The organism is Kribbella sp. NPDC043289, assembly GCF_056436705.1.
This window is the reverse complement of the sequence record NZ_JBWKCB010000006.1, coordinates 184155-208741: the sequence shown is the minus strand read 5'-3', so window position 1 is coordinate 208741 and position 24587 is coordinate 184155. Positions and strand designations below refer to the sequence as shown.

24 protein-coding genes are annotated in these 24587 nt (G+C 69.6%); 15 read left to right on the top strand and 9 right to left on the bottom strand.

Annotation, left to right across the window (positions count from 1 at the left end):
• Nucleotides 1-58: 58 nt before the first annotated feature.
• Nucleotides 59-1426 carry a lytic transglycosylase domain-containing protein gene (locus AC0662_RS31725; RefSeq protein ID WP_452193457.1) on the bottom strand — a complete coding sequence of 456 codons (1368 nt, stop codon included), beginning with the start codon at nucleotides 1424-1426 and terminating at the stop codon, nucleotides 59-61.
• A 271-nt stretch (nucleotides 1427-1697) separates the two neighbouring features.
• On the opposite strand from AC0662_RS31725, the gene hemL reads away from it, so the two are divergent.
• The 7 genes from hemL to AC0662_RS31690 are packed head-to-tail and all read left to right on the top strand — an operon-like array spanning nucleotide 1698 to nucleotide 7855.
• Nucleotides 1698-3020 carry a glutamate-1-semialdehyde 2,1-aminomutase gene (gene hemL, locus AC0662_RS31720; protein WP_478305239.1) on the top strand — a complete coding sequence of 441 codons (1323 nt, stop codon included), beginning with the start codon at nucleotides 1698-1700 and terminating at the stop codon, nucleotides 3018-3020.
• Nucleotides 3021-3057: 37 nt separating this feature from the next.
• The gene (locus AC0662_RS31715) at nucleotides 3058-3681 is read left to right on the top strand and encodes a histidine phosphatase family protein (protein ID WP_452193803.1); all 624 of its coding nucleotides are present in this window, start codon (nucleotides 3058-3060) and stop codon (nucleotides 3679-3681) included.
• Nucleotides 3681-4244, top strand: coding sequence for a TlpA family protein disulfide reductase (locus tag AC0662_RS31710; protein ID WP_478305237.1), 564 nt, complete (start codon nucleotides 3681-3683; stop codon nucleotides 4242-4244). The genes AC0662_RS31715 and AC0662_RS31710 overlap by 1 nt, the downstream gene beginning before the upstream one ends.
• A gap of 16 nt (nucleotides 4245-4260) precedes the next feature.
• Nucleotides 4261-5004: a cytochrome c biogenesis CcdA family protein gene (locus AC0662_RS31705; protein WP_452193462.1), complete on the top strand. Its 744-nt coding sequence runs from the start codon at nucleotides 4261-4263 to the stop codon at nucleotides 5002-5004.
• Between the two features lies 1 nt (nucleotide 5005).
• Nucleotides 5006-6595 carry a cytochrome c biogenesis protein ResB gene (gene resB, locus AC0662_RS31700; RefSeq protein ID WP_478305235.1) on the top strand — a complete coding sequence of 530 codons (1590 nt, stop codon included), beginning with the start codon at nucleotides 5006-5008 and terminating at the stop codon, nucleotides 6593-6595.
• Nucleotides 6592-7602 carry a c-type cytochrome biogenesis protein CcsB gene (gene ccsB, locus AC0662_RS31695; protein ID WP_478305233.1) on the top strand — a complete coding sequence of 337 codons (1011 nt, stop codon included), beginning with the start codon at nucleotides 6592-6594 and terminating at the stop codon, nucleotides 7600-7602. The genes resB and ccsB overlap by 4 nt, the downstream gene beginning before the upstream one ends.
• Nucleotide 7603: 1 nt before the next feature.
• On the top strand, nucleotides 7604-7855 hold the full coding sequence (locus AC0662_RS31690; RefSeq protein WP_452193467.1) for a DUF4229 domain-containing protein: 252 nt from the start codon (nucleotides 7604-7606) through the stop codon (nucleotides 7853-7855).
• Nucleotides 7856-7923: 68 nt separating this feature from the next.
• On the opposite strand, the gene AC0662_RS31685 is transcribed toward AC0662_RS31690, so the two are convergent.
• Nucleotides 7924-8346 (bottom strand): hypothetical protein, encoded by a 423-nt coding sequence (locus AC0662_RS31685; protein WP_478305231.1) that lies wholly within the window; start codon nucleotides 8344-8346, stop codon nucleotides 7924-7926.
• Between the two features lie 214 nt (nucleotides 8347-8560).
• On the opposite strand from AC0662_RS31685, the gene AC0662_RS31680 reads away from it, so the two are divergent.
• From AC0662_RS31680 to AC0662_RS31670, 3 genes are all read left to right on the top strand, one after another.
• The gene (locus tag AC0662_RS31680) at nucleotides 8561-9169 is read left to right on the top strand and encodes a TetR-like C-terminal domain-containing protein (protein ID WP_452193470.1); all 609 of its coding nucleotides are present in this window, start codon (nucleotides 8561-8563) and stop codon (nucleotides 9167-9169) included.
• A gap of 59 nt (nucleotides 9170-9228) precedes the next feature.
• Complete coding sequence (locus AC0662_RS31675; protein ID WP_452193472.1) at nucleotides 9229-10797, top strand: MFS transporter; 1569 nt, start codon at nucleotides 9229-9231, stop codon at nucleotides 10795-10797.
• Between the two features lie 87 nt (nucleotides 10798-10884).
• Nucleotides 10885-13275, top strand: a complete 2391-nt coding sequence (locus AC0662_RS31670; protein ID WP_478305229.1) for a hypothetical protein — start codon at nucleotides 10885-10887, stop codon at nucleotides 13273-13275.
• A gap of 4 nt (nucleotides 13276-13279) precedes the next feature.
• Here the strand turns inward: AC0662_RS31670 and AC0662_RS31665 are convergent, their stop codons facing one another.
• From AC0662_RS31665 to AC0662_RS31655, 3 genes are read right to left on the bottom strand one after another with little or no spacing between them, the layout of a single operon-like run.
• Nucleotides 13280-13762, bottom strand: coding sequence for a GNAT family N-acetyltransferase (locus AC0662_RS31665; protein WP_452193475.1), 483 nt, complete (start codon nucleotides 13760-13762; stop codon nucleotides 13280-13282).
• A 47-nt stretch (nucleotides 13763-13809) separates the two neighbouring features.
• Nucleotides 13810-14829 (bottom strand): M48 family metallopeptidase, encoded by a 1020-nt coding sequence (locus AC0662_RS31660; protein WP_452193477.1) that lies wholly within the window; start codon nucleotides 14827-14829, stop codon nucleotides 13810-13812.
• A gap of 37 nt (nucleotides 14830-14866) precedes the next feature.
• Nucleotides 14867-15190: a hypothetical protein gene (locus AC0662_RS31655; protein ID WP_478305227.1), complete on the bottom strand. Its 324-nt coding sequence runs from the start codon at nucleotides 15188-15190 to the stop codon at nucleotides 14867-14869.
• Nucleotides 15191-15272: 82 nt separating this feature from the next.
• Between AC0662_RS31655 and cds1 the strand changes: the two genes are divergently transcribed.
• Entirely contained in the window at nucleotides 15273-16391 is a 1119-nt protein-coding gene (cds1, locus tag AC0662_RS31650) for an L-cysteine desulfhydrase Cds1 (protein WP_478305225.1), read from the top strand.
• 1 nt (nucleotide 16392) lies between these two features.
• On the opposite strand, the gene AC0662_RS31645 is transcribed toward cds1, so the two are convergent.
• Entirely contained in the window at nucleotides 16393-17361 is a 969-nt protein-coding gene (locus AC0662_RS31645) for an NADPH:quinone oxidoreductase family protein (RefSeq protein ID WP_478305223.1), read from the bottom strand.
• A gap of 107 nt (nucleotides 17362-17468) precedes the next feature.
• On the opposite strand from AC0662_RS31645, the gene AC0662_RS31640 reads away from it, so the two are divergent.
• A complete protein-coding gene (locus tag AC0662_RS31640) occupies nucleotides 17469-18062 on the top strand; it encodes a TetR/AcrR family transcriptional regulator (RefSeq protein ID WP_478305221.1) in 594 nt (197 codons plus the stop codon).
• A 5-nt stretch (nucleotides 18063-18067) separates the two neighbouring features.
• On the opposite strand, the gene AC0662_RS31635 is transcribed toward AC0662_RS31640, so the two are convergent.
• Nucleotides 18068-18409 (bottom strand): hypothetical protein, encoded by a 342-nt coding sequence (locus AC0662_RS31635; protein WP_478305219.1) that lies wholly within the window; start codon nucleotides 18407-18409, stop codon nucleotides 18068-18070.
• A 91-nt stretch (nucleotides 18410-18500) separates the two neighbouring features.
• Nucleotides 18501-19373, bottom strand: a complete 873-nt coding sequence (locus tag AC0662_RS31630; protein ID WP_452193488.1) for a 1,4-dihydroxy-2-naphthoate polyprenyltransferase — start codon at nucleotides 19371-19373, stop codon at nucleotides 18501-18503.
• Between the two features lie 134 nt (nucleotides 19374-19507).
• Between AC0662_RS31630 and menE the strand changes: the two genes are divergently transcribed.
• The 3 genes from menE to menD are packed head-to-tail and all read left to right on the top strand — an operon-like array spanning nucleotide 19508 to nucleotide 23159.
• Nucleotides 19508-20599 carry an o-succinylbenzoate--CoA ligase gene (gene menE / locus AC0662_RS31625; protein WP_478305217.1) on the top strand — a complete coding sequence of 364 codons (1092 nt, stop codon included), beginning with the start codon at nucleotides 19508-19510 and terminating at the stop codon, nucleotides 20597-20599.
• Nucleotides 20596-21522 carry an o-succinylbenzoate synthase gene (locus AC0662_RS31620; RefSeq protein ID WP_478305215.1) on the top strand — a complete coding sequence of 309 codons (927 nt, stop codon included), beginning with the start codon at nucleotides 20596-20598 and terminating at the stop codon, nucleotides 21520-21522. The genes menE and AC0662_RS31620 overlap by 4 nt, the downstream gene beginning before the upstream one ends.
• On the top strand, nucleotides 21519-23159 hold the full coding sequence (gene menD / locus AC0662_RS31615; RefSeq protein ID WP_478305213.1) for a 2-succinyl-5-enolpyruvyl-6-hydroxy-3-cyclohexene-1-carboxylic-acid synthase: 1641 nt from the start codon (nucleotides 21519-21521) through the stop codon (nucleotides 23157-23159). Before AC0662_RS31620 ends, menD begins: the two co-directional genes overlap by 4 nt.
• Here the strand turns inward: menD and mptB are convergent.
• Nucleotides 23146-24579 carry a polyprenol phosphomannose-dependent alpha 1,6 mannosyltransferase MptB gene (gene mptB / locus AC0662_RS31610; RefSeq protein ID WP_478305211.1) on the bottom strand — a complete coding sequence of 478 codons (1434 nt, stop codon included), beginning with the start codon at nucleotides 24577-24579 and terminating at the stop codon, nucleotides 23146-23148. The genes menD and mptB overlap by 14 nt on opposite strands.
• Nucleotides 24580-24587: the final 8 nt, after the last annotated feature.

Below are 24587 nucleotides of genomic sequence, written 5' to 3'. Positions count from 1 at the left end.
GGCGTCGCCAGGGGCGCGCCAAGGGAGGGGTGGGGGCTGGCGCGCCGGTTCGGTGGGATCAGCTCCCGAGGATTCCTCCGCCCAGCACGCCGAGCAGTCCGAGCAGGGACAGCAGGTTGCGGATGACCTGGTCGACCGCCTTCGTGCCGCCGGTCTGGTAGGCGGAGACGCACTTCTGCAGCTGCGCCTGGGTCGGCTTGGTGATCGTCACCTTCGCCATCTCGGACTGGCAGTACGTGGTGGCCGTCTTCAGCTCGGTCAGCGTGCTGCCGACGGTGCCGACGATCAGTCCGGCGGCCGTCTTCAGCGTCGCCACCGCGGGCGGGGTCGCCGGGGTGGTCGGCTTCGTCGGGGTCGGCTTGGTCGGCGTGGGCTTGGTCGGAGTCGGTTTCGTCGGCGTCGGCTTGGTGGGCGTCGGCTTCGAGGTCGGGCGGTCCGTCGGCCGGACCGTCGTCGGACGGGTGTCGTCCCGCTCCTCGGTCGGTGTCGGCTTCACGCTCGGCGGCGGCGTGGTGATGTCGATCGCCTTCGGCAGGTTCTCGTCCGCCGGCGCGTCGATCCCCGGGTCGTCGATCTGGTCGCCGGCCTCGTCCACGTCGTCGCCCGACGTCCCGTTGCCTACCGCGATCCAGCTGCCACCGGCGTAGGCCTTGGCGATGCTGACCACGAGGTCGACGTACTGCTGGGAGTGGTTGTAGCGCAGGACGGCCGCGTTCAGGTCGCTGGCCTTGGACAGGTCGGTCTTGCCGGAGCACAGGTACACCGCGGTCGACATCGCCGCGTCGTCGATGTCCTGCGGGTTCCGCACGCCGTCGCCGTCGCCGTCCACGCCCATCGCCCGCCAGGTGCCGGGGATGAACTGCATCGGCCCGACCGCGCGGTCGAACGCGCCGTCACCGTCGAACCCGCCGGCGTCGCTGTCGGAGATCCGGGCCGTGCCGGACGAGCCGTCCAGCCGCGGGCCGAAGATCCCCGGGACGGCGACGCCCTTGCTGTTCAGCGAGTTTCCGCCGAAGCGGCCGTGGTTCGACTCAACCCGGCCGATCGCCGCCACCAGCGTCCATGGCAGGTGACACGACGGATCCGCCTGGGCCAGCACCTGCTGCGCGCGGGAGTAGGCCTTCAGGGCGGCGTTCGGGATGCCGTTGCGGGACAGGCCAGAGACCACCTGGGTCGGCTGCTCGCCCGGGTCGACTCCGTGCCCGACCACACCCTGCACCGGCACGTTGGCCGGCTCGGGGATCGGCGACTTCGGAACGACGACCGGGGTGTTGCCCCCGGACAGACCATTTTCCAGCGACGCGGTCGCGATCGCCGGATCGTCCGTGGCGCTGACGGTGAACGCGCTCGCGAACAACGCCACCGGGATCAGCGGCGCCACCTGACGCCACCCGCTACCCGTGGCGCGGCGCTTGCCCTTCGCCATCGATGATTCCCCTCCGTGACTCATCGACTCGCCCGGCCCCACGCTGCGGACAGTCTTTGTGTCCTACGTCTTGTAATCACTGCCGGTTGCCGTCGTATCTGGTCTAACGTCCGCCCCGTTGCGTGGGTTACGCGCCGGACCAGACCGTCTACGTGCGGTGACCGGGTACCCATACTGGCGCGTAACAAAGCCCCTGTGAACCCCCTGGGAACGATCGGGGTCCGAAATCCGGCCGCCCCTGCCGCTCGGTCCGGAGCACCGGCAAGGGACAATGACGGTCGTGCCCGCACACACAGACAAGTCCGCCGCGCTCTTCGACAGGGCCTCCACCGTCACCCCGGGCGGGGTCAACTCTCCCGTCCGGGCGTTCCGCGCCGTCGGCGGCGTCCCGCGATTCATGGCATCCGGTGACGGATGTCACATGACCGATGTCGACGGCAACCGCTACCTCGACCTGGTGTCGTCGTGGGGCCCGCTGCTGCTCGGCCACGCCCACCCCGAGGTGATCGCCGCCGTCCAGGCCGCCGTCGCCCGCGGTACGTCGTACGGGACGCCGACCGAGAACGAGGTCCTGCTCGGTGAGGAGATCGTCGCCCGGACGCCGGTGGACAAGGTCCGGCTGGTGTCCTCCGGGACCGAAGCGACGATGTCCGCGCTGCGGCTGGCCCGCGGGTTCACCGGGCGCGCCAAGATCGTGAAGTTCGCCGGCTGCTACCACGGACATGTGGACGCACTGCTCGCCCAGGCCGGTTCCGGCGTTCTCACGCTGGGGATCCCGGGGACGCCGGGAGTCACCGAGGCCACCACCGCGGACACGATCGTGCTGCCGTACAACGACCAGGCGGCCGTCACCGCGGCCTTCGCCGAGTACGGCGACCAGATCGCGGCCGTGATCACCGAGGCGTCGCCCGGCAACATGGGTGTCGTTCCGCCACGCGACAACTTCAACGCGTTCCTCGCCCGGACCTGCACGGAAAACGGTGCACTTTTCATTTCCGACGAGGTGATGACCGGCTTCCGGATCACCCGTTCCGGTTGGTACGGCGTGGACGGCGTACGGCCGGACCTGATGACGTTCGGAAAGGTGATGGGCGGCGGTTTTCCGGCCGCAGCGTTCGGCGGTCGCGCCGACGTGATGGCGCACCTGGCACCGGAGGGCTCGGTCTACCAGGCCGGCACGCTGTCCGGGAACCCGATCGCCACCACCGCCGGCCTGACCACGCTGCGGCTGGCCACCGACGAGGTCTACGCGAAGATCGACGAGACCTCGCTCACCATCCAGCGGCTGGTGTCGACCGCGCTGGACAAGGAAGGTGTGCCGCACGTCATCTCCGCGGCCGGGAACCTCTTCAGCGTCTTCTTCGTGGAGTCATCGGAGGGACCTGCCGAGATTCGGGACTTCGCCGGGGCGAACGCCCAGGTGCTGCCCCGGTTCACGGCGTTCTTCCATGCCATGCTGGACGCCGGTGTCTACCTGCCACCGAGCGCGTTCGAAGCCTGGTTCGTCAGTGCGGCGATCGACGACGACGCGCTGGCCGAGCTGGAGTCGGCGCTGGCGCCGGCGGCCCGTGCGGCAGCAGCCGTACAGAACTGAAGGGACAGCGGTGACCGAAACGACGGTCGTGCACCTGATGCGTCACGGCGAGGTGTACAACCCGACCGGTGTGCTCTACGGCCGGATCCCCGACTTCCACCTGTCCGAGCTCGGCCGGCAGATGGCCGACCGGGTCGCGGAGCACGTCGCCGGACGCGACATCGTGCACCTGGTCAGCTCCCCGCTGGAGCGGGCGCAGGAGACGATGGAGCCGATCGCCAAGACGTTCGGGATCACCCCGGACATCGACGAGCGGGTGATCGAGGCGGCGAACCTGTTCGAGGGCAAGAAGTTCGGCGTCGGTGACGGCGCGTTGCGGAACCCGAGCGCCTGGTGGCTGCTGCGGAACCCGCTGAAGCCGTCCTGGGGCGAGCCGTACCAGCAGCTCGTCCGCCGGATGCGGGACGCGATCGAGACCGCCCGGCAGAAGGGCGCCGGGCACGAGGCGCTGATCGTGTCGCACCAGCTGCCGATCTGGATCGTCCGGTCCGCGATCGAGGGCCGCCGGTTGGCGCACGACCCGCGCAAGCGGCAGTGCAGCCTCGCGAGTCTGACCTCCTTCACCTTCCACGGCGACCAGATCGTTTCGGTCGGGTACTCCGAACCCGCGAAGGATCTGTTGCCGGTCAAGAACGCCAAGAAATTCGTCGGAGGGGCCTGATGCGTCGCGCGATGGCTCTCGCGGCCGGACTGATGCTTGCGGTGACCGCTTGCTCGTCCGGCCAGCAGGCGTCGCAGAACCGGCAGGGCCAGGCCGGCTTCGTCAGCGGGAACGGCAACGTGTCGATGTTCGCGGTGGCGGATCGCAAGCCGGCGCCGGTGCTGACCGGGAAAACGCTGGACGACAAGACCTGGACGTTGTCCGACCACGTCGGCAAGGTCGTCGTACTGAACGTGTGGGGTTCGTGGTGCCCGCCGTGCCGGAAGGAAGCGCCGGACATGGTTGCCGCGGCCAAGGAGCTCGGCGCGTCGGTGGAGTTCATCGGGCTGAACACCCGTGACCTCGACCCGGCGCAGGCGAAGAAGTACGTCCAGGAGTTCGGGGTGCCGTACCCGAGCATCTACGACCCGAACGGCAAGGCACTGCTGCGTTTCCGCGGCCAGATCTCGCCCAAGGCGATCCCGACCACCCTGGTGATCGACAAGTCCGGCAAGGTCGCCGGTCGCGTGGTCGGTGAGGTCACGAAGCAAACCCTTCTGGGCATGGTGGCGGACGCTAAATGAGGTTTGGCGCAGACTGATGGGACAGTGGTTCGCCGAGTCGATGACGGGCTCGATGCTGGTCGCGCTGCCGATCGCGGTGCTGGCCGGCGCGATCTCGTTCTTCTCGCCGTGCGTCGTACCGCTGCTGCCCGGCTACCTCTCCTATGTCACCGGCCTGTCCGCGGCCGAGCTCGGCTCCGAGAAGCGCGGCCGGATGCTCGCCGGTACGGCGTTGTTCGTGGCCGGCTTCTCGGCGGTCTTCATCCTCACCGGTGTGGTGTTCGGCACGGTCGGCGACGTACTCATCGAGCACCAGACGGCGATCACCCGGGTGCTCGGCGGGCTGACCGTCGTCCTCGGCGTGGTGTTCCTCGGTGGCTTCGGGTTCATGCAGCGGGACCTGCGGGTGCACCGGGTGCCGGCGGTCGGGATCGCGGCGGCGCCGCTGCTCGGCGTACTGTTCGGATTCGGCTGGACGCCGTGTATCGGGCCGACGCTCGGGACCGTGATGACGCTGGCCACGACCCAGGGCAGCGCCGGGCGCGGCGCGACGCTGGCGCTGGTGTTCAGCCTCGGACTCGGGATCCCGTTCATCGTGGCGGCGCTGGCGTTCCGGCGGATGCTGGCCGCGGTGACCTGGGTCCGCAAACACCAGCTGCTGGTGATCCGGATCGGCGGCGTACTGATGATCGCGGTGGGACTCCTGCTGCTGACGGGAGTGTGGGATGCGATGACCGCGGACCTGCGGCAGTGGGTCGCCAACTTCGGATCGGCGGTCTGAGATGACGGAAGTCAAAGATCGCATCGCCGCGGCATCCGGTCCGGACGAGCCGTCCGGCCCGCCGGCGATGGGTCTGGTCGGGTGGCTGCGCTGGACCTGGCGGCAGCTCACCTCGATGAAGACCGCGCTGGTGCTGCTGTTCCTGCTCGCGCTCGGCGCGGTGCCCGGCTCGCTGATCCCGCAGACGCCGATCGACCCGATCAAGGTGTCCGACTTCCTCACCGCGCACACGACGCTCGGCCCGCTCTACGACAAGCTCGGGCTCTTCGACGTCTACAAGTCCGCGTGGTTCTCGGCGATCTACCTGCTGCTGTTCATCTCGCTGATCGGCTGCGTCGTACCCCGCCTCGCGGTGTACTTCAGGGCCTTGCGGGCGCGCCCGCCGAAGCCGCCGCGGAACCTGAACCGCCTGCCCGGGTACCAGCGCTTCGAGCTCGACGAGCCCGGTGACGTGCTCGAGGTCGCGACCAAGGAGCTGAAGCGGCGGCGTTTCCGCGTCGAGACGTACGACGGTGCGGTCTCGGCCGAGCGTGGTTATCTGCGCGAGGCAGGCAACCTGCTCTTCCACTTCTCGCTGATCCTGGCGCTGGTCGGCGTCGCCTGGGGTTCGCTGTTCGGCTACCGCGGGACCGCGCTGGTTGTCGTGGGCAACGGATTCTCCAACTCCGTGGCGCAGTACGACGACTTCACGCCGGGCCGCGCGTTCGGCGGCGACGACGACCTGCCGCCGTTCTCGCTGACGGTGAAGGACTTCCAGGTGAAGTTCCAGCAGGACGGGCCGCAGAAGGGCGCGGCGCGCGAGTTCAAGGCGCAGCTGACGTACCAGGAGACCCCGGACGCGGCGGAGAAGTCGTACGAGCTGCAGGTCAACCACCCGCTGAAGCTGGACGGCAGCAGCGTGTACCTGCTCGGCCACGGGTACGCGCCGCGGGTGACGGTGCGCGACGGTCAGGGCAATGTCGCGTTCTCCGGGCCGGCGCCGTTCCTGCCGCAGGACTCGAACTTCTCGTCGTTCGGCGTGATCAAGGCTCCGGACGCCAGGCCGAAGACGCTCGGGTTCGAAGGGTTCTTCCTGCCGACCGCGGTGATCGACAAGGCCACCGGTCCGGTCTCGGTGTTCCCCGACGACCTCAACCCGGTGCTGGTGATGACCGGGTACTACGGCCGCCCGCAGCCGGAGAGCGGGAAGCCGGAGTCGGTGTACCAGCTGGACAAGTCGAAGCTGACGCAGTTCGAGCAGAACGGCGACAAGTGGCGGTTCCAGCTGGCCCCCGGGCAGAGCGTGGCGCTGCCGGACAAGGCCGGGTCGATCACCTTCGACGGCTACAGCCGGTGGGTCAAGCTGCAGGTCAGCCACACCCCGGGCACCGACCTCGCGCTGGCCGGCATCCTGCTGGCGATCCTCGGCCTGATGGGCTCGCTGTTCGTGCATCCCCGCCGTACCTGGGTGCGGGTCCGCGAGCAGGACGGGCGTACCGTTGTCGAGGTCGCCGGTCTGGACCGCGGCCCCGAGCGCGGCCTCGGCGACGAGATCCAGGCCGTCACAGAGCGTTTGAAACCCGCCGGCTCGAGTAACCAGGAGCAGCCATGACCCCGGAGAGCTACGCACAGGTCTCCAACTTGCTGATCCCGACCGCCACGGTGATCTATGCCTTGGCGATGGTCTCGCACGCGATGGAGTGGGCGGGTGGCCGCGCGGCGGTCGCGCAGCCGGCGAAGGCGAAGGCCAAGAAGCAGGAGGTGCTGGTCGCCTCCGACGGCGAGACGGTCACCGGCGGCGCCACCGACGTACCCAAGGCCGATGTGCCCACGGTGCAGGAGCCGGCGTCGACCGAGCGGATGGATGCCGCGAGCCGGATCGGGCTGCTGCTGACCTGGCTGGCGTTCGTGCTGCACCTGGGTGGTGTGGTGACGCGTGGTCTCGCGGCGGGTCGGGTGCCGTGGGGGAACATGTACGAGTTCTCCATCACCGCGTCGCTCGCGGTCGCGATCGTGTACCTGATCTTCGTGCAGCGCTACAAACTGCAGTACCTCGGGCTCGGCGTGACGTTCGTGATCGCCGCCGTCCTCGGTCTGGCGACGCTCGCGCTGTACACACCGGCCGGTCCGCTGGTCCCGGCGCTGCACTCGTACTGGCTGGTCATCCACGTGTCCGCGGCCGCGATCTCCGGTGGCGCGTTCACGGTCGGCGGGCTGGTCTCGGTGCTGTACCTGCTGAAGGCGCGGGCGGAGCGCAAGGTGCTGGCCGGTGGCACGATGTCGGCCTCGCTGCGGCGGCTGCCGAGCGCGGAAGTGATGGACGGTACGGCGTACAAGGTGCTGGCGTTCGCGTTCCCGCTCTGGACGTTCGGCGTACTGGTGGCCGGGCCGATCTGGGCCGAGCACGCCTGGGGCCGGTACTGGGGCTGGGACCCCAAGGAGGTCTGGTCGCTGGTGACCTGGGTGGTGTACGCCGCCTACCTGCACGCCCGCGCGACCGCGGGCTGGCGGGGCCGCCGGGCCGCGATCATCGCGATCGTCGGCTGGTTCGTCTTCATCTTCAACTTCGTCGGCGTGAACCTGTTGGTGTCCGGCATGCACTCCTACGCTGGGGTGTGAGATGAAAGAGTTCGGCATCTACACCGGCCTGCGGGCGGTGCTGTTCGCCGCCTGCCTGGCGGTGCTGTACTTCGCGCTGCGCACCTGGCTGTCGGTCTGGCCGATCGCGCTGCTGGCGCTGATCGTCTCCTCGATCCTGTCGATCTTCGTGCTCCGCGCCGCCCGCGACCGGCTGGCCGGCAAGATCGAGACCCGCGCTACGAAGATGTCCGAGCGCCTCGAGCAGGCCCGCAGCGCCGAAGACGACGACTGACCCCTGGTTTGACCGGCATCGACCGGGCCGGCAGCGGTTCGCGCCGCCGGCGCCAGTCGGATGCGCCGTCACGCGGCGTCGAGGGCTTCGGTGATCTTCCGGATCATCTCCACCATGGCGGGTCCGGTACCGCCGCGCTCGGCCCGGGCGCCGGCCTCGACGGCGGTCAGGACGGTACTGCGGAAGTTCCCGGCCTCGGCGGCGTCCTGCTGTCCGAGCAGGCCCATCGAGGCGGTCAGTGCCGGCAGCGCGGTGTCGGCGAGCTCGGCCGTCGACTTGCCCTTGAGCTTCACGCTCTTCTGCTTCTCGGTGAGCGCGTGCCCCACCGGGCCGGTCGCGGACGACAGCGCGAGCGCACCGGCGACGGCGATCTTTCCCGCCGACTTCACGCCGGCGGCGGTGATCAGCGCGATCGCGCCGTGCGCGGCGACGGCGAGGGTGAGCTTGTCCTGGTCGGTCAGGGTGATCTGGGAGGTGCTGGTGTTGGTCATGGGTAGACCATCCCGCTCGCGCCTGACACCGGTCTGACGTCACCCTGACACGCCGGAGTCACGCCGTACCAGTGGATGACTGGTACGGAGAGTGACCTACGCCACTGGTGAATTTCTCCCAAAATCGTTTGTGCATTCCTTCACATGAGTCGTACCGTGACTGATGAAACGAAACCGTTTCGTTCTATCAGTGCTCTAGTGCTTACGCAGGGTGATGAAGGTGGATACAGCAGGCGTGCGGGTGCGACCGCGGGTCGAAGGCGGGCGTGAGGAGGAGATCCTCGACGCGACCGTCGCGGTGGTGGCCGAGCTCGGCTACGACCGGCTGACGATGGACGCGGTCGCGACGGCGGCGAAGGCCAGCAAGGCCACGCTGTACCGGCGCTGGTCCACCAAGGCCGAGCTGGTCGTGGACGCGGTCAGCCGGGCCAAGGGCTGCCCGATGCCGGAGGACGTCGACACCGGCAGCCTGCGCGGCGACCTGATCTCGATGGCCTGCGGCGACGGTGGGTTCACCGACGAGCTGCCGATGTCGGTGATCGCCGGCCTGCTCACCGCCCTGCACCGCGACGACGACCTGCAGAAGGCGTTCCGCGAGCGCTTCCTGGCGCCTCGGCAGGACGTCACCAACAAGGTGTACGAGCGCGCCGTCCAGCGTGGCGAGATCGCGCCGGATGTCGACGTCGACCTGCTGTCGGTGACGCTGCCCGCGGTGATCATCCACCACGCCTACATCCTCGGCGTCGAGCCGACCGACGACCTGATCCTCCGAGTGATCGACAACGTGATCCTGCCTGCGGCGCGGGGGTCGCAGGTGAGCTGACCGGTGTGGGGCCGGTCCGCGATTCAACCAGGCAAGTCTGCCCAAGAGGGGAAATAGTCATGTCCGAAGAAGTCATCAACGCCGATCCGCCGGAAGGCCGGAAGGTCGACGCGGTGACCACCGAGCCGAATGCGCACGGTCATCGCAATCTGGGGATCGCGCTGGCGCTGATCTGCATGGCGCAGCTGATGGTGGTGCTGGACGGCACCATCGTCAACATCGCCCTGCCGCACATCAAGGACGCGCTCGGCTTCACCGACGCCTCGCTGCCGTGGGTGGTCAACGCCTACGCGCTGGCGTTCGGTGGTCTGCTGCTGCTCGGCGGCCGGATCGGGGACATCCTCGGCCGCCGCAAGGTCTTCATCGTCGGTGTCGTGCTGTTCGGCCTGGCGTCGTTCGTCGGCGGTATCGCCCAGAGCGAGGGCGTACTGCTCGCCAGCCGGATCCTGCAGGGTGTCGCGGCCGCCGCGGCGTCCCCGAACGCGCTGGCGCTGATCACCACCACCTTCCCGGCCGGCAAGGAGCGCAACCGCGCGATGGCCGTGTACGCCGCGATGTCGGGTGCCGGCGCGGCCGTCGGCCTGATCCTGGGTGGCGCGCTGACCGAGGCGTCCTGGCGCTGGACGTTCTTCATCAACACGCCGATCGGCCTGATCGTGGCGGTGCTGGCGTTCCGGTTCCTGGGCGAGTCGGCCCGGCAGACCGGCAAGTTCGACATCCCCGGTGCGGTCACCGGCACCGTCGGTCTGACCTCGCTGGTCTACGGTCTGACGCACGCCGCCACGAACGGCTGGGGTGACACCTGGACGCTGATCTTCATCCTCGGCGGCCTGGCGCTGATCGGCGCCTTCCTCGCCATCGAGGCGCGCTCGCGGCACGCGCTGATGCCGTTCCGGATCCTCGCGAACCGGACTCGCGGCGTGAGCTTCTTCGTGATGCTGATCGTCGGTGCGGCGATGTTCTCGATGTTCTACTTCCTGGGCATCTTCGTGCAGAGCATCATGGGCTACAGCGCGCTGAAGACCGGTGTCTCGTTCCTGCCGTTCAGCGTCGGCATCGTGGTCGCGGCGCAGGTCGCGTCGGCGCTGGTGGCGCGGATGGACCCGCGCTGGATCGCCGGTGCCGGTGGCGTGCTGGTCGGCGCGGGCATGTTCGGGTTCAGCCGGTTGCAGGTGGACTCGACGTACCTGACGCACCTGTTGCCGTACATCCTGGTGCTGTCGTTCGGTATGGGCCTGATCTTCGTCCCGCTCACGCTGACCGCGGTCAGTGGCGTCGCGAACGAGGACTCCGGTGTCGGTTCCGCCGTACTGAACACGGTGCAGCAGATCGGTGGTGCGGTCGGCCTGGCGCTGCTGGGCACGATTTCCACCAGCGCGATCAAGGACAAGTTCGCCGAGCTGGCCCCGGGCCTGCAGAAGGCGGCCGAGTCCGGTCAGTCGCCGGAGCAGATCAAGCAGCTGCAGGGTCAGTTCACCGCGCTCGCCACCACGCACGGCTTCACCCGCGCGTTCCTGTGGTCCGCGTTCCTGGCGGTCGGCGCCGGGCTGGTCACGCTGATCGGCCTGTCGATCAAGCACAAGGACCTGGCCACCGACAGCGAGAGTGGCCCCGTCCACATCGGCTGACCGGCCTACTGAAACGCGAAGGGCCCGCTTCCCGGGAGGGGGGAAGCGGGCCCTTCGTCTGCTCCCGAGCGCACCTAGAGTGACAGGGTGGCCGACGAACCGAATCAGCACCAGCAGGGGACCGTGGCATCGATCGCTGCCGGAGTGAGCGGGTTCGTGAGCCGGCCGGGCGCGACGGTGCGGGTGATCGCGAAGCGCTCCGCGGCCGACTGGCAGCGCTACAGCCGCCGCGTCGGGAACACCTTCGCCGAGACCGAGCACCTGACCGAGACGCTGCGCCGCGGACTGCCCGGTATCGACCGCGGCCCCGGCTGGCGGTCCCAGCGGGCCGCGGTCGACGCCCTCGCGCATCAGGACGCGGAGTACGCGCTGGTGGCCGAGGTCGGCGACGACGGACCGATGACCGTCGTGACCTTCCGGCGGGACAACGACGACCTGGTAGTGGTCGGCGGTGGTACGACGTTCCCGTCGGCGCCGGCGGCGGTGCTCGAGGACGTCTCGCTACCGAGCGGCGAACAGGCCGGGTACGCCACGCAGTACGCGCTCGCATCGATCGCCGCGCGCGAGACGCTGAACCTCTCGCATCAGGTGTCGCCGGATACCTGGCACGGGCCGCGGGCGCTCGAGGCCCGGCGGATGATCTGGTCCAACGGGCAGGCGCGCAGCACGAAGTCGGCCGCGCAGACCTGGACGGCAGACGACGTACGGCACATCGCCGAGCAGGTGGCGCTCCGCCAGGCCGACGGCCGGGACCCATTCCCGCAGGTGCAGTCGGCGGTCGCCGGTGGACAAGGGCCACGGCGCTGGGCCACCGAGCTGAAGGGCTGGCTCGACCGGGGCGGCACGCTCGAGGTGTACGACCACGCCGACCCGGTGGATCGGGACGCGGCCGGTCTCGCCATGCTCGAGCTCGTCCCCGGGTCGCACCTGCTCGCCCAGAACCCGCTCCCGGACAAGCCCGGTGTGCGGACGCTGGTCGCGATGGCGGACGGCCGGCCACGAGGCCTGATCACGACCGGGCAGAAGGCCACCGGTGACGTGCACGTACTGCGTTTCCTCGGGACCGCCGACGTCGGCGCGAAGCGGGCGATCGAGTTCGCGATGCTGGAGAGCGCCGGCCTGCGCGGCGGCGCGGTCTCGTTCTCCGAGGCCGGTGCGATCGAGTACATGGGGAATCGTGAGTACTCGGTCAGCTCTGCCGACGCCAAGTCCATCACCGCCCGGATGGAAAGCAACCTCCGGCATCTCGACAAGGATTCGGCGGCACGCCTGGCGGAGGTGCTGAAGGTCCTGGACACCCCCACCATCCCGTCCGCCGACCCGGCCGCGCTGGCGGCCGGCGTGCAACGGTTCCGGGAGGCCGGCGGCGACGTGCTGCTGCTCGGGTCGTCCGATCCGAAGCTGGCCGACCTGCAGGAGCGGGCGTCCGACGAAGTGTGGGCGGCGGCGGGAGACGCGGACGGATCGGTGCAGCCCGGCGTCGACGGCATGTGGCGCGCGTTGAACTCCGAGGAGAGCGACCAGCTTGTGGCGGTCGCCGTACTCGACGGGGCGCCCGTGGCCGCGGCGAGCGTCCGGAACGTCGGCCCGCGCTGGGAGCTCGGGACGTTCGGTGCCGTGCCGGGTGCCGACGACGCCTTGACCGCCGCGGTCGTCGACGGCGTGTACGAGCGGTCGTACCGGCAGACGCCGGTCGCCATGTTCCTGACCGACGCCGAGGCCGCGTCGGAGCAGCTGCCGGCGCTCGGTCTGCAGGTGACCGACGTCCGGCCGCTCGACGACGAGACCCGCGTAAAGGTCTTCCTCCCGGACGCCACCCGGGTCGCGATCGTGTCCGCGGAGGCGAAGTCAGGCTGGCCGACCGCGCGTGGGCTCGACCAGGTCTCCCAACTGCTCACGGACTTCCGGGAGGCCAACGGGTCCGTACGACGGCTGGACCACGCGGTCGACGCGGACCGGGAGCTGGCCGCGGAGATCGTCCGGGACGTGCAGAGCGACAACAAGGTCAAGCAGTCCGAAATCCCGGTCCCGCCGGTGAACGGGAACCGGGTGACGGTCGCGGCGCAGTCCGACGAGCACGGACCGGCGTACATCACCTTCGACGAGACGCCGGACGGGGGGATCGAGGTCGTCGACGTCGCGGCCAAGGGGTACGACTACACCGCCCGGGAGGCGACCCGGTACTGGTTCTGCGATCAGACCACGCAGCGCGGTCAGGAACCGGTGCTGCACGAGCGGATCAACGACATCGAACGCGCTCGGGGAACCTGGGAGACCGCGCCGAGCCGGTACTTCGTCACCGGGATGCAGAACCGGCTCGGTGACCGGGCGGCCGCGCTGGTGACGCCTGCCACCGAACCGGAAGCTCCCGGCCCTCAGACGCTCGACCAGGGGTCGCTCGGTGTGCAAGGCGACGGACAGGCGCCCGGGCGACGTCCCGAAGGGCCGCGTGGACGGCGCGGCGACCTGGGGCGCTGATCGGTCAGAGTTGCTTGCGCATCACGAGTTCGCGGCTTACCCCGTTGAGCATCAGGTCGCCCGGTTCGTCGGTGTCGGTGAAACCGCTGCGCAGGTAGAGGTTGTGGGCGGGGTCGTTGCCGGGGACAACCGAGAGTTTCAGGGTGGCGGCGCCGATGCCGCGGGCCCAGTCCTCGATGGCGGCCATCAGTGCGTTGCCGACGCCCTTGCCGCGGCCGACGGGCGCGACCCACATCGATACCAGCTCCGCCGTACGCGGGTCTTCCTCGGGGAAACCGCCGGCCATCCCCGCGGGTACGCCGTCCAGCGACGCGATCACCTGGTAGCAGCCGGGCACACTCAACCGCTCCCGCCAGCGTTCCTCCGGCGCGTCGATCCAGTCCGCCAGCTGCGAGCCGAAGGCGTACGGCGCCTCGCTCAACGCCGCGAGCCGCAGCTCCCGCCAGGCCTTCCAGTCGTCCGGCCCGATTGCTTGTACGTCGATCACGCGCACAGGATGGCACTCGGGCCGGACCGGAGACCACTCAGTTTTCGTCAGGGGCGGGGCGGGAACTTCGAGGACACCCAGTCGCGGACGCCGCCGAGGCCGTCGCCGAGGTCGCGGAGGAACTTGGCCAGCGGGTCCTGCGAGCGGTTGAACGCCTCGGTGTACGACTTGGCCGCGTTCTTCGCCTCCTGGGAGATCGAGGCGTTCGCGTCGTCCTGCCGCTTCGGGTAGTCGCCGGAGACGATCGTCGTGTACTCGCCCTCGTCGACCCAGCGGCGCAGCTCGTGGGCCCGGATGACGGCCATCGGGTGCGTCTGCGCCTCGAGCAGCAGCAGCTTCAGCACGCTGTCCCGCAGGTCGCCGGCGCTCTCGTACTCCGTGCCCTGGGCGAGGAACGCGGTGGTGTCGAGCTCGTTGAGCTGACCGCCGCTGGCGAGCTTCATCTGGACCCGCAGCGCGACCGCCGGGTCCTGCACCGCGAGCAGACCCGCCCGGTCGCCGGACAGCTCCGCCTTGCGGGACCACTCGTGCAGCGCGGCGATGATGGCCCGGATGCCCAGCGCTCCGATCGGCATCCAGTTGATCGCGCCGGTGAGACGCATCAGCCAGAGCAGCAGCGACTGGTACAGGGCGTGGCCGCTCTGGGCGTGGCCGAGCTCGTGGCCGAGGATGAACCGCAGTTCCTCCTCGTCCAGGCCCTTGATCAGGGAGCTGTTCACCACGATGAACGGCCGGTCCATGCCGATCGTGACCGCGTTCCAGATCGGGCTGTTGGTGACGAACAACTCCGGGAGCTGCCGTACGTCGAGCGTGGAGGCCGCCTCGGTGTAGAGCCGGTGCACGTTCGGGAACTGGCGGTCGTCGACCCGGATCGCCCCGCCGAGGAACTGGAGCCGGAACGCGCGCTCGTTGATCATCCCGGACATCTTCCGCAGGACGTAGTCGAAGCCCTTCAGCTGCCGCAGCGCGACCAGCGCGCCCCGGTCCGCCGGGTGCTCCCACGCCCGCGAACTGACGTCGGTCAACGTCACCCGCTGCCGCGTCGGCCGGTCACTGTTCTCGCTCATCGATCCCCCTGCTGCCCAGTCGTCATGGGTTCCCAACCTAGCTCGCGGTCGGGTCCGATCGGGGTCGGAGCGCTGCCGCCAGCGCCAGCGCGGGGGTCCAGCCGAGGGGGACGGACCACCAGCCCAGGCCCTTGTTCGCGGCGAAGGCGGTGGTGGCTAGGCAGAGCGCCGTACCGGCGAACCAGTACCAGGTGGCGTTCCAGCCCGGGTGGTGGCCCGGACGGCGGCTCGCGCGGCGGTGGCCGACCCAGGCGAGCAGGAGGGTGGCGGGCAGCGCGAGCGCGGTCGCCCCGAGGGTGAGTACGGCGAAGATCAGGGCGATGTCGCCGGGCGAGAACTCCACGGCTCCGAGCGGGATCATGAGACCGATCCTCGGCGTACGAGGTGGTGGTTGCAGAGCGTAGGAATACTCAAATCGGTCGCCACGTCTTAGCCTGGCCCGCATGAGTGAGGTTGACGGGGTGTGCCGCGAGGTCGATCGGCGTGACGAGAAGGCGCGGGCCTGGGTGTCCGAGGCGATCCGGATCGTCGACGCCGACGCGAACCGGAGCGCGGACACGCACCTGCACGTGTTCCCGATGCCGGACGGTACCGGCGTGGACCTGTATCTCAAGGACGAGTCCGTGCACCCCACCGGCTCGCTCAAGCACCGGCTCGCCCGGTCACTGTTTCTCTACGCGCTCTGCAACGGCTGGATCCACGAGGGCACCACGGTGATCGAGGCGTCGAGTGGTTCGACGGCGGTCAGCGAGGCGTACTTCGCCCGGCTGCTCGGCCTCCCGTTCGTCGCCGTGATGCCGCGCTCGACCAGCCCCGAGAAGGTCGAGCTGATCGAGTTCTACGGCGGCAGTTGCCACTTCGTCGAACGCTCCGGGCAGATCTACGGCGAGGCGAAGCGGCTGGCCGAGGAGACCGGCGGCCACTACATGGACCAGTTCACGTACGCCGAGCGCGCGACCGACTGGCGGGGCAACAACAACATCGCCGAGTCGATCTTCGGGCAGCTGTCGCTGGAGCAGCACCCGATCCCGACCTGGATCGTCGTCGGCGCCGGCACCGGCGGTACGTCGGCCACGCTCGGCCGCTACGTCCGCTACCAGCGGTTCGACACGTCGGTCGCGGTCGTCGACCCGGAGAACTCGGCGTTCTACCCGGCGTTCGAAGCCGGCGACCACGAGTTCTCCACCGGCCGTCCGTCGCGGATCGAGGGGATCGGCCGCCCGCGCGTCGAACCCTCGTTCGTGCTCGGCGTCGTCGACCGGATGATCGCCGTCCCCGACGCCGCCTCGATCGCCGCGATGCGCTTCTGCTCCCGCGTCACCGGCCGGCTGGTCGGCGGCTCCACCGGCACCAACCTCTGGGGCGCACTCCGCCTGGCCGCCGAGATGCGCCGTACGGGCGTCCGCGGCAGCATCGTCACGCTCCTCTGCGACAGCGGCGAGCGCTACGGCAACACCTACTACGACGACGACTGGCTGCGGACGAGCAGCATCGACATCACGCCGTACACGACCACCCTCGAAACCTTCGCCACCACCGGCCTCTGGAAAGAACCGTCCTAGGTCACGGCAAGAGCGCGAGCTTGCCTGTCGTGGCGCGGGCCTCGAGTTCGGCGAGCGCTTTCGGCCCCTCGGTCAGCTCGTACGTCGTCGGCGCCCCGGGACCCAGGACTCCGGCCGCGAGCAGGCCGAACAGTTCGCCCATCACCTCGCCGAACAGTTGCGGCGCGGACTGGATCAGAATCCCGATGTTCAGCCCGATCAGCTGAACCTGGTGTTTGTAGACCAGGTCCCAGTTGCTGATCGCGGCCTCCCCGCCGACCAGGCCGAAGACGACCACCCGCCCGGTGACCCGCTTGGTGACAGCGAGGCTCGCCTCTAGCGTTGGGCCGCCGACGGACTCCAGCACCAGGTCGACTCCACCGGTCAACCGCAGTACCTCGGTAGCGAGGCCAGGACTGTGCGAGTCGAGGACATGGTCGGCGCCAAGCGCCCGTACGACGTCGTGCTTGCCTGGCCCGGCAGTGGCAATCACCGTGGCGCCGTAGTGCTTGGCCATGCGGACGGCGGCTTGGCCGGTGGCGCCGGCCGCGGCGTGGATCAGGACGGTTTCGCCGGCCGTCAGGCGCCCGAGCGGGCGGAGGGCTGCCAGTGCTGTGGGCCAGTTGACGAGCAGGCCCAGCGCTTGGTCGTCGTCCCACCCGGTCGGCACGGGGAGCGTCGCGACGGCGGGCAGTACGGCGTACTCCGCGAACGCGCCGCCGCCGATGCAGACGCCGACGACATGCACGCCGGGTGTGAGGTCGACGCCGTCGCCGACGGCAACCACTTCGCCGGCCGCCTCGATGCCTGCGATGTACGGCGGCTGCGGGCCGCCCGCGAAGGTGCCAAGCGCCTGCGAGATGTCAACGAAGTTCACCCCGGCGGCGGTCACCCGGACGAGCACTTCTCCCGGACCGGGACGGGGGACCGGGGCGTCGGTCAGCTTCAGATCCTGCGGCCCGGACGACGACGTCTGCACCAGTGTTTGCATCCCCACACACCTCTTTGTTGGTCGATCGACCAATAAAGCGTGTCACCGCGAAGTGAGGGGCGTCAAGATAAACTTGGTCGATCGACCAACAAACCTCGGAGGAGCCGATGGCCACCCGCGGCAGACCGCGTACGTTCGACCCTGACGTCGCGCTGCGCCAGGCCCTGGACGTGTTCTGGGAACGCGGCTACGAAGGCACCTCGCTGAGCGACCTGGCCGCGGCGATGGGCATCCGGTCGGCCAGCATCTACGCGTACTTCGGCAGCAAGGAAGACCTGTTCCGCCACGTCATGACCCTGTACGGCGCCACCGCCGGCGAACCGCCCCGCCGCGCTCTCCGGGACGGCCCGACCGCCCGCGAGGCGATCCACGCGATGCTTCGCGCGACCGCGGACCAGATCACGCATCCCGAGCACCCGCACTACTGCATGCTGATCCTCGCCGCCCCGACCGGCGCCGTCGAGAACCACGCCGTACGCCAGTTCCTCGCCGACGGGCGGCACGGCATGTACGAGGAGATCCGGGAACGGCTGGCCGCCGACGTACCGCATGCACGACTCGACGCGATCGCCCGCTACTACACGACCGTTGTCCAGGGCCTGTCAGTCCAGGCCCGCGACGGCGCCACCCGCGCCGACCTGGAGACCGTCATCACCTGCGCAATGGCCGCCTGGGATTCCCTGACGGAAAACGTCGCCTAGCGCGGTTACCAGTTCTTGTTGCAGACGATGACGGTGCGCGTGGTGTTGGCGGGGATGTTGAGGTACGCGGTCTTGGGGGCAATCACGCCGTTGGCGAGACGCTTCACGGTCCAGATACCGCCTCGGCCCTTGAAATAGTAGGTGCCGGTGTCATCGCGGACGCTGGTCTTGGCGCCGGGGCCGTCGACGGTCACCGTGGGGGAGCCGAACTTCGCGCAGTTGAAGACGAGCTTGAGGTAGGCCGCGTTGGACGCGGCCGAAGCTGCCGGGGCGGTGATGCCGGCGGCGGGGATGGCAGCCGCCAAGGCGAGCGCAGCAAGGACGATGGGGCGTACGACGCGACGCATCTGTTTTCCTTTTCGGAGAGTCGGGGGGCTTCGGCAGCACGCTAGGCCGCAGTCGCTACGCGCCGCTGCCCGTACTCCGCCCGTACTCCCTTCAGCTACCCAGTGCCAGTCCGATGCCGAGGCCGATGGCGTACAGGAGTTCGGTGAGGCCGGTGAACTTGAGGACCGGGATGAGGGCGGGGCCTACTGCGTCGCTGAGGATGATCCGGACGGACTTGATGGCCAGGGGGATGGCGATGAAGGCCAGGAGGGTCCAGGGGGTGGCGATCGCGGAGACGGCCGCGAGGAGAAACGCCAGGCCGGTCAGGGCGGCGTACAGGCGGCGGGAGTTCGCGGCGCCGAGGACGACGGCCAGGGTGCGTTTGCCGGTGACGGAGTCCGTCGGGATGTCGCGGAGGTTGTTGGCGACCAGCAGCGCGCAGGCGATGGAGCCGATCGAGACGGCGCCGGCCACGGCGGTCCAGCTCAGGGTCTCCGCCTGGACGTACGTCGTACCGAGGACGGCGACCAGGCCGAAGAACAGGAAGACGCTGACCTCGCCGAGCGCGCGATAGCCGTACGGGCGTTTGCCGCCGGTGTAGAACCAGGCGCCGAGCAGGGACGCGGCGCCGGCGACGAGGAGCCACCAGGTCGTGGTGGCGCAGAGCACGATGCCGAGGACGGCGCCGATGCCGAAGCAGGTGAACGCGGCGGTCTTGACTGCCCGCGGCGTGGCGACCTTGGAGCCGACCAGGCGGAGCGGGCCGACCCGGTTCTCGTCCGTACCGCGGATGCCGTCGCTGTAGTCGTTGGCGTAGTTCACGCCGATCTGCAGCGCCAGGGCGACGCCGAGCGCGAGCAGTGCCTTCCACCAGACGAAGCCGTCCAGGTACGCCGCCGCACCGGTTCCGACCAGGACGGGGGAGATCGCGGCGGGCAGAGTGCGGGGGCGGGCGCCTTCGATCCACTGGGCAGGGGTAGCCATGAGCGTCGATTCTGTCAGTCACACGGGCGACCGGCACCAGCGGCCCGCGCTGCGACCCGCTGGGTGTGGCGTGGGTCTCTGACGGCCAGGTATGCGGTCTGGGAACGGCGGCCGGGCCGTACGCTCAGAGTGACATGGCTACCTTGCGGCTGGTTCCCGGTACGGCGGATGCGGTGCTGTCCGCGTTGAGCGGCGTACTCGACGGGACCGGCACGCCGTTCGCGCCGGTGCCCGACGACGCGGCGGCGGCTGTCCGCGTGAAACAGGCAGCGGCGCCGGACGAGCCGCTCGAGGACGGCACCGCGGTCGTGCTGACCACGTCCGGGTCCTCCGGAGAGCCGAAGGGCGTGCTGCTGTCGCGGGACGCGCTGATCGCGTCCGCGGTGGCCACCCACGATCGACTGGGCGGTCCGGGTCAGTGGCTGCTCCCGATGAAGCCGTACTTCGTCGGCGGCCTGCAGATCCTCACTCGTTCTCTCGTCGCCGGCACTACACCGGTCATCCTCACAGACACCTTCAGCGCGGCGGCGGCTCAGCTGACCGGGGTACGCCGGTACACGGCGATGGTGCCGACCCAACTGGCCCGTTATCTCGAGACAGACCTGGACGCGCTGCGCTCGTTCGACGCGATCATCATCGGTGGCGCCTCGACGCCCGAGCCGCTCAAGGCGCGCGCCGCGGACGCCGGCGTGACCGCGATTCCGGCATACGGGATGACGGAGACCGGGAGTGGGTGCGTGTACGCCGGGGTGCCGCTCGACGGCACGTCGATCGACCTGGACGACGGGCGGATCCGGATCAAGGGCAGCACGCTGTTCTCGGGGTACCGGTTGCGGCCGGAGCTCACCGCGGAGGTACTGCGGGACGGGTGGTTCCGGACGCAGGACCGTGGCGAGTTCGTGGACGGTCGCCTGCGAGTAGTAGGTCGAGTGGACGACGTGGTGATCACAGGTGGGGTGAACGTCACGCTGACGACTGTGCAGGCGCGGTTGCTGGAGCATCCGCAGGTGCAGGACGCCGTGGTGCTCGGCGTTCCCGACGCTGAATGGGGCACCCGGGTCGTGGCGTTCGTCGTAGGCTCGCCGGCCCGGGACGAACTGCGTGCCTGGGTCAGCCAGACCCTGCCGCGGACCTGGGCGCCGCGTGACGTGGTCGCGCTCCAGGCGTTGCCGATGCTTGCCTCGGGCAAGGTCGACCGGCAGGCGTTGCTGGACGGTGTGCGGTGATCACCTACTCGCTCGGCCTGAAGAACAAGTTCCGCGGCATCACCGTCCGCGAAGGCATGCTGTTCGAGGGACCGGCCGGGTGGGCGGAGTGGAGCCCGTTCCTGGACTACGACGACGCGACCTGTGTGTCCTGGCTGCGGGCCGCTCGCGAGGCAGCCGATGAGGGCTGGCCGGCGCCGGTGCGCGACCGGGTGCCCGTCAACTGCACTGTGCCGGCGCTCGGACCCGAGAAGGCAGCAGAGATCGTCAGAGCATCAGGCTGCGGTACGGCGAAGGTGAAGGTGGCTGAGCCGGGTCAAACGTTGGCCGACGACCTGGAGCGCGTCGAAGCAGTGCGCGACGCGATCGGCAGCGGGCGGGTGCGCATCGACGCGAACGGCGCGTGGTCCGTCGACCAGGCGGTGCAGAGCATCAGGCAGCTGCAGCGATTCGACCTGGAGTACGTCGAGCAGCCGACAGCCACCGTGGAAGAGCTGGCCGAGGTCAGGCGGCGCGTCGACGTACCAATCGCGGCAGACGAGTCCATCCGGCGAGCTGAGGACCCATATCTGGTCAAGAAGCTCGACGCTGCGGACATCGCCGTACTGAAGGTGCAGCCTATTGGTGGCGTCCGCGCGTGTCTGGAGATCGCTGAGCAGATCGGTCTGCCCGTTGTCGTGTCGTCAGCGCTGGAGACCTCGGTAGGGATCGCTGGAGGCGTTGCACTCGCCGCAGCGCTTCCAGAGCTCCCGTATGCCTGCGGTCTCGCGACAGTGTCGATGTTCACCCAAGAGGTGGTGGCTGAACCGCTGCTGCCCGTCAACGGCTTCTTGCCGGTCAAACGGCTCGCACCGGATCCCCAGCTGCTCGAGGCGGCGCGGGCGGATGCGGACCGGACCAAGGTGTGGGAAGAGCGCTTGTCCCGAGTAAGGAGTGCCGGATGAACCCGTCCACGGCGTTTGCGACGGTGGTCGTTGACGAACTGATCCGGTCCGGCGTCCGTGAGGCTGTGGTGTCGCCAGGCTCGCGCAGTGCACCCCTGGCCCTCGCCTTCGCGGCCGCCGACCGCGACGGGCGACTCCGGCTGCACGTCCGCATCGACGAGCGTACGGCGGGATTCCTCGCCATCGGACTGATGCGGGGCAGCGGGTTGCCGGTGCCGGTCGTGACAACCTCCGGTACTGCGGTGGCCAACCTGCACCCCGCTGTCCTCGAAGCCTCGCACAGTGGACTGCCGCTGATCGTGCTGAGCGCTGACCGGCCGCCGGCGCTCAGGGGAAGCGGTGCGAACCAGACGACCGACCAGCTGAAGGTGTTCGGCTCCGCGGTCCGGTTGTTCCACGAAATGGGCACTCCGGTCCGTGAGATCGGTCAGGTCGCCTACTGGCGTTCACAGGTCGCGCGGGCCGTGGCCAACGCGACTGGTGCCCGCTCCGCCGACCCAGGACCGGTGCAGCTCAACTGCCCGCTCAACGAGCCGCTTGTCCCCACAGAGGGACCTGACTGGCCGGAGCCGCTGCAGGGTCGCAGCGCTGGGCCCTGGACTGCTATCCGCGCCGCAGCCGGCCAACCGTCCGCAGTGTCGCCAGGTCCGAAGACGGTGGTCGTAGCGGGCGACGGTGCGTCGCAGTCCGCCCGGCTGGTTGCCGAGGCAGGGCACTGGCCGTTGTTCGCAGAGCCGTCCAGCCGGGCCCGGATCGGTCCGTCGGTGATCTCGGCGTACCGCTTGTTGTTGCAGGCAAGCGATCTGGCGGGGGAGATCGAGCGGGTGCTGGTGTTCGGGCATCCGACCTTGTCGCGGCCGATCTCCAAGCTGCTCGCCCGCTCGGACGTCGAGGTGATCGTCGTGTCGCCGACCGGCCTGTGGCCCGACCCGGCCCGCCGCGCGGCGTCGGTGGTGACCGGGCTCGAGGTCACCGCGGCCGACACGACCGACTGGCTGGCGCGCTGGCAGCATGCCGACCAGCTCGCCCGCCCCGAGCTCGACAAGGTGCTCGCGGACGGCCTGAGCGGCCCGCGCGTCGCGGCGCTCGTCGGCGAAGCGGTCGGCGCCGACGGCATGCTGGTCGTCGCGTCCTCGAACCCGGTCCGCGACCTCGACCTCGCGACCGTCGTCCCGATCCGCACCATCGCCAACCGCGGCCTCGCCGGTATCGACGGCACGATCTCCACCGCCGTCGGCGCGGCGCTGGCGAACGCGGGACCGACGTACGCGCTGATCGGTGATCTCGCGTTCCTGCACGACAGCAACGGGCTCGTCATCGGCCCGGACGAGGCGCGGCCCGACCTGCGGATCGTCGTCGTCAACGACAACGGCGGCGGCATCTTCTCCACGCTCGAGCAGGGCGATCCGAACCACGCGACCCACTTCGAGCGCGTCTTCGGTACGCCGCACAACGTGGATCTCGCCGCACTCTGCGCCGCCAGCGGTACGCCGTACACGCGGGTGGAGACCGTGGACGAACTGCGGGCCGCGCTCGCGCTGACCGTCGCCGGACTGGACGTGGTCGAGGTACGGATCTCCCGCGACGGCCACCGCCCGCTCGGCGCGGCCATGGTCGCCGCGCTCAAGCAGCTGTAACGGGCACCTTCTCGGCCTGCTCGGTCTTGCGGGTCGGGTGCAGTGTGCGGAGGTGGTTGAGCAGCGGCACCACCATCGCGATGACCAGCGCGGTCGTCGTGAGGATCGGAATCGTCGCGCCGCGCAGCGACGAGTTGAGCGGTGCGGCGATCGTGAAGATGAGGCTGACCGCGGTGATGATCATCGTCAGCCGCCGGCCGGGCCGTGCGACGGCCAGGAACGGCAGACACCACAGGAAGTACCAGTCGTGGGCGCTGGGCCCCAGCACGACCACGGCAAGCAGTGCGACACCGACAGCCCGCGCGGCATAGTGGATCGACGACCGGAGACTCAGCCACGCGATCAGACCTAGCGCAGCGAGCATGCCGACCAGTCGGACGATCTGCAGTGCCTGTGTGGCCGCAGTGTCCTCACCCAGCCAGCCCAGTACGCCGGAAGCCGCCATACCGATCAGATTGGCGATCGAGAACGGTGAACGGACCAGACCGGGTACGTCGAGCGCTCCGAGCCAGCCAGAGCCCACACCGGTGAGTGCGCCGATGGTGACGAGTGTCAGCACCGATACGGCGCCGGCAATGGCCAGACTGGCGAACCGGTGCAGCCGTCCGGCCAGCGGGCTCATCACGGCGGCGATGGCGATCGCCACGAGTCCACCCGGGAGCTTCACTGCGGCTGCTGCGCCGGCCACGACTGCCGCCGTACCCCATCGGCCGGTGAGGGCGAGTGCGAACGCGCTGCAGGCCAGTCCGAGCATCAGTACGTCGTTGTGGGCCGCGCCGATGCCGTGGGTGATCAGCATCGGGTTCAGCACGACCAGCCAGGTCGCGAAGTTCGAGTCGACCCGACATGCGGTCGCCAGGCGCGGTACGGCCCAGGCGATGAGCACAATGCCCAGTACGGCGAGCAGACGGTGCGACAGCATCAGCAGGTACGGGTTCATGGTGAGGTGCGCGACCAGACCGCCGTACGCGAGGGGAAGCGGCCCGTACGGCGCGGGGGTCTGCATCCACATCGGGTCGACGGCCTCGATGATGTGGCCGGACAGGACGCCCGGACCGACGTCGTACGGGTTGTAGCCCTCGGCGACGAGTGCGCCCTGCGCCGCGTAGCTCCAGGCGTCCCGGCTGAACAGCGGGGGAGCCAGCAGCAGCGGTGCACTCCAGTACGCCGTCATGCGGAGCAGCGGGAACCGCTCGCCGGCCATGACCCGGCGCCCGACGGTCAGCCAGGCCCAGGCCATCAGCCCGAGCCCGGCGACCATGAACGTCAGTCCGACCATCCGGCCGGGGAGAGAATGCCGCAGATCGCCGGTGACAGGCAGCGCGGCGACCCAGGAGGACGGCGGCACCACCGACGTCACCAGGCTCGCCAGAGCGACTACGACAGACCCGACGATCCCGCGGACCATCGGCGATCGCATGGCCGCAC

What these genes read in the sequence shown, in the direction of transcription:
- AC0662_RS31640 (WP_478305221.1), top strand. Translation starts at nt 17,469, where the DNA reads ATGGCCACCCGCGGCAGACCGCGTACGTTCGACCCTGACGTCGCGCTG.
- AC0662_RS31660 (WP_452193477.1), bottom strand. Translation starts at nt 14,829, where the DNA reads ATGAGCGAGAACAGTGACCGGCCGACGCGGCAGCGGGTGACGTTGACC.
- AC0662_RS31635 (WP_478305219.1), bottom strand. Translation starts at nt 18,409, where the DNA reads ATGCGTCGCGTCGTACGCCCCATCGTCCTTGCTGCGCTCGCCTTGGCG.
- menE (WP_478305217.1), top strand. Translation starts at nt 19,508, where the DNA reads ATGGCTACCTTGCGGCTGGTTCCCGGTACGGCGGATGCGGTGCTGTCC.
- AC0662_RS31710 (WP_478305237.1), top strand. Translation starts at nt 3,681, where the DNA reads ATGCGTCGCGCGATGGCTCTCGCGGCCGGACTGATGCTTGCGGTGACC.
- AC0662_RS31675 (WP_452193472.1), top strand. Translation starts at nt 9,229, where the DNA reads ATGTCCGAAGAAGTCATCAACGCCGATCCGCCGGAAGGCCGGAAGGTC.
- hemL (WP_478305239.1), top strand. Translation starts at nt 1,698, where the DNA reads ATGACGGTCGTGCCCGCACACACAGACAAGTCCGCCGCGCTCTTCGAC.
- AC0662_RS31645 (WP_478305223.1), bottom strand. Translation starts at nt 17,361, where the DNA reads ATGCAAACACTGGTGCAGACGTCGTCGTCCGGGCCGCAGGATCTGAAG.
- resB (WP_478305235.1), top strand. Translation starts at nt 5,006, where the DNA reads ATGACGGAAGTCAAAGATCGCATCGCCGCGGCATCCGGTCCGGACGAG.
- AC0662_RS31655 (WP_478305227.1), bottom strand. Translation starts at nt 15,190, where the DNA reads ATGATCCCGCTCGGAGCCGTGGAGTTCTCGCCCGGCGACATCGCCCTG.
- ccsB (WP_478305233.1), top strand. Translation starts at nt 6,592, where the DNA reads ATGACCCCGGAGAGCTACGCACAGGTCTCCAACTTGCTGATCCCGACC.
- AC0662_RS31715 (WP_452193803.1), top strand. Translation starts at nt 3,058, where the DNA reads ATGCGTCACGGCGAGGTGTACAACCCGACCGGTGTGCTCTACGGCCGG.
- AC0662_RS31705 (WP_452193462.1), top strand. Translation starts at nt 4,261, where the DNA reads ATGGGACAGTGGTTCGCCGAGTCGATGACGGGCTCGATGCTGGTCGCG.
- AC0662_RS31630 (WP_452193488.1), bottom strand. Translation starts at nt 19,373, where the DNA reads ATGGCTACCCCTGCCCAGTGGATCGAAGGCGCCCGCCCCCGCACTCTG.
- AC0662_RS31680 (WP_452193470.1), top strand. Translation starts at nt 8,561, where the DNA reads ATGAAGGTGGATACAGCAGGCGTGCGGGTGCGACCGCGGGTCGAAGGC.
- AC0662_RS31685 (WP_478305231.1), bottom strand. Translation starts at nt 8,346, where the DNA reads ATGACCAACACCAGCACCTCCCAGATCACCCTGACCGACCAGGACAAG.
- mptB (WP_478305211.1), bottom strand. Translation starts at nt 24,579, where the DNA reads ATGCGATCGCCGATGGTCCGCGGGATCGTCGGGTCTGTCGTAGTCGCT.
- AC0662_RS31690 (WP_452193467.1), top strand. Translation starts at nt 7,604, where the DNA reads ATGAAAGAGTTCGGCATCTACACCGGCCTGCGGGCGGTGCTGTTCGCC.
- cds1 (WP_478305225.1), top strand. Translation starts at nt 15,273, where the DNA reads ATGAGTGAGGTTGACGGGGTGTGCCGCGAGGTCGATCGGCGTGACGAG.
- menD (WP_478305213.1), top strand. Translation starts at nt 21,519, where the DNA reads ATGAACCCGTCCACGGCGTTTGCGACGGTGGTCGTTGACGAACTGATC.
- AC0662_RS31725 (WP_452193457.1), bottom strand. Translation starts at nt 1,426, where the DNA reads ATGGCGAAGGGCAAGCGCCGCGCCACGGGTAGCGGGTGGCGTCAGGTG.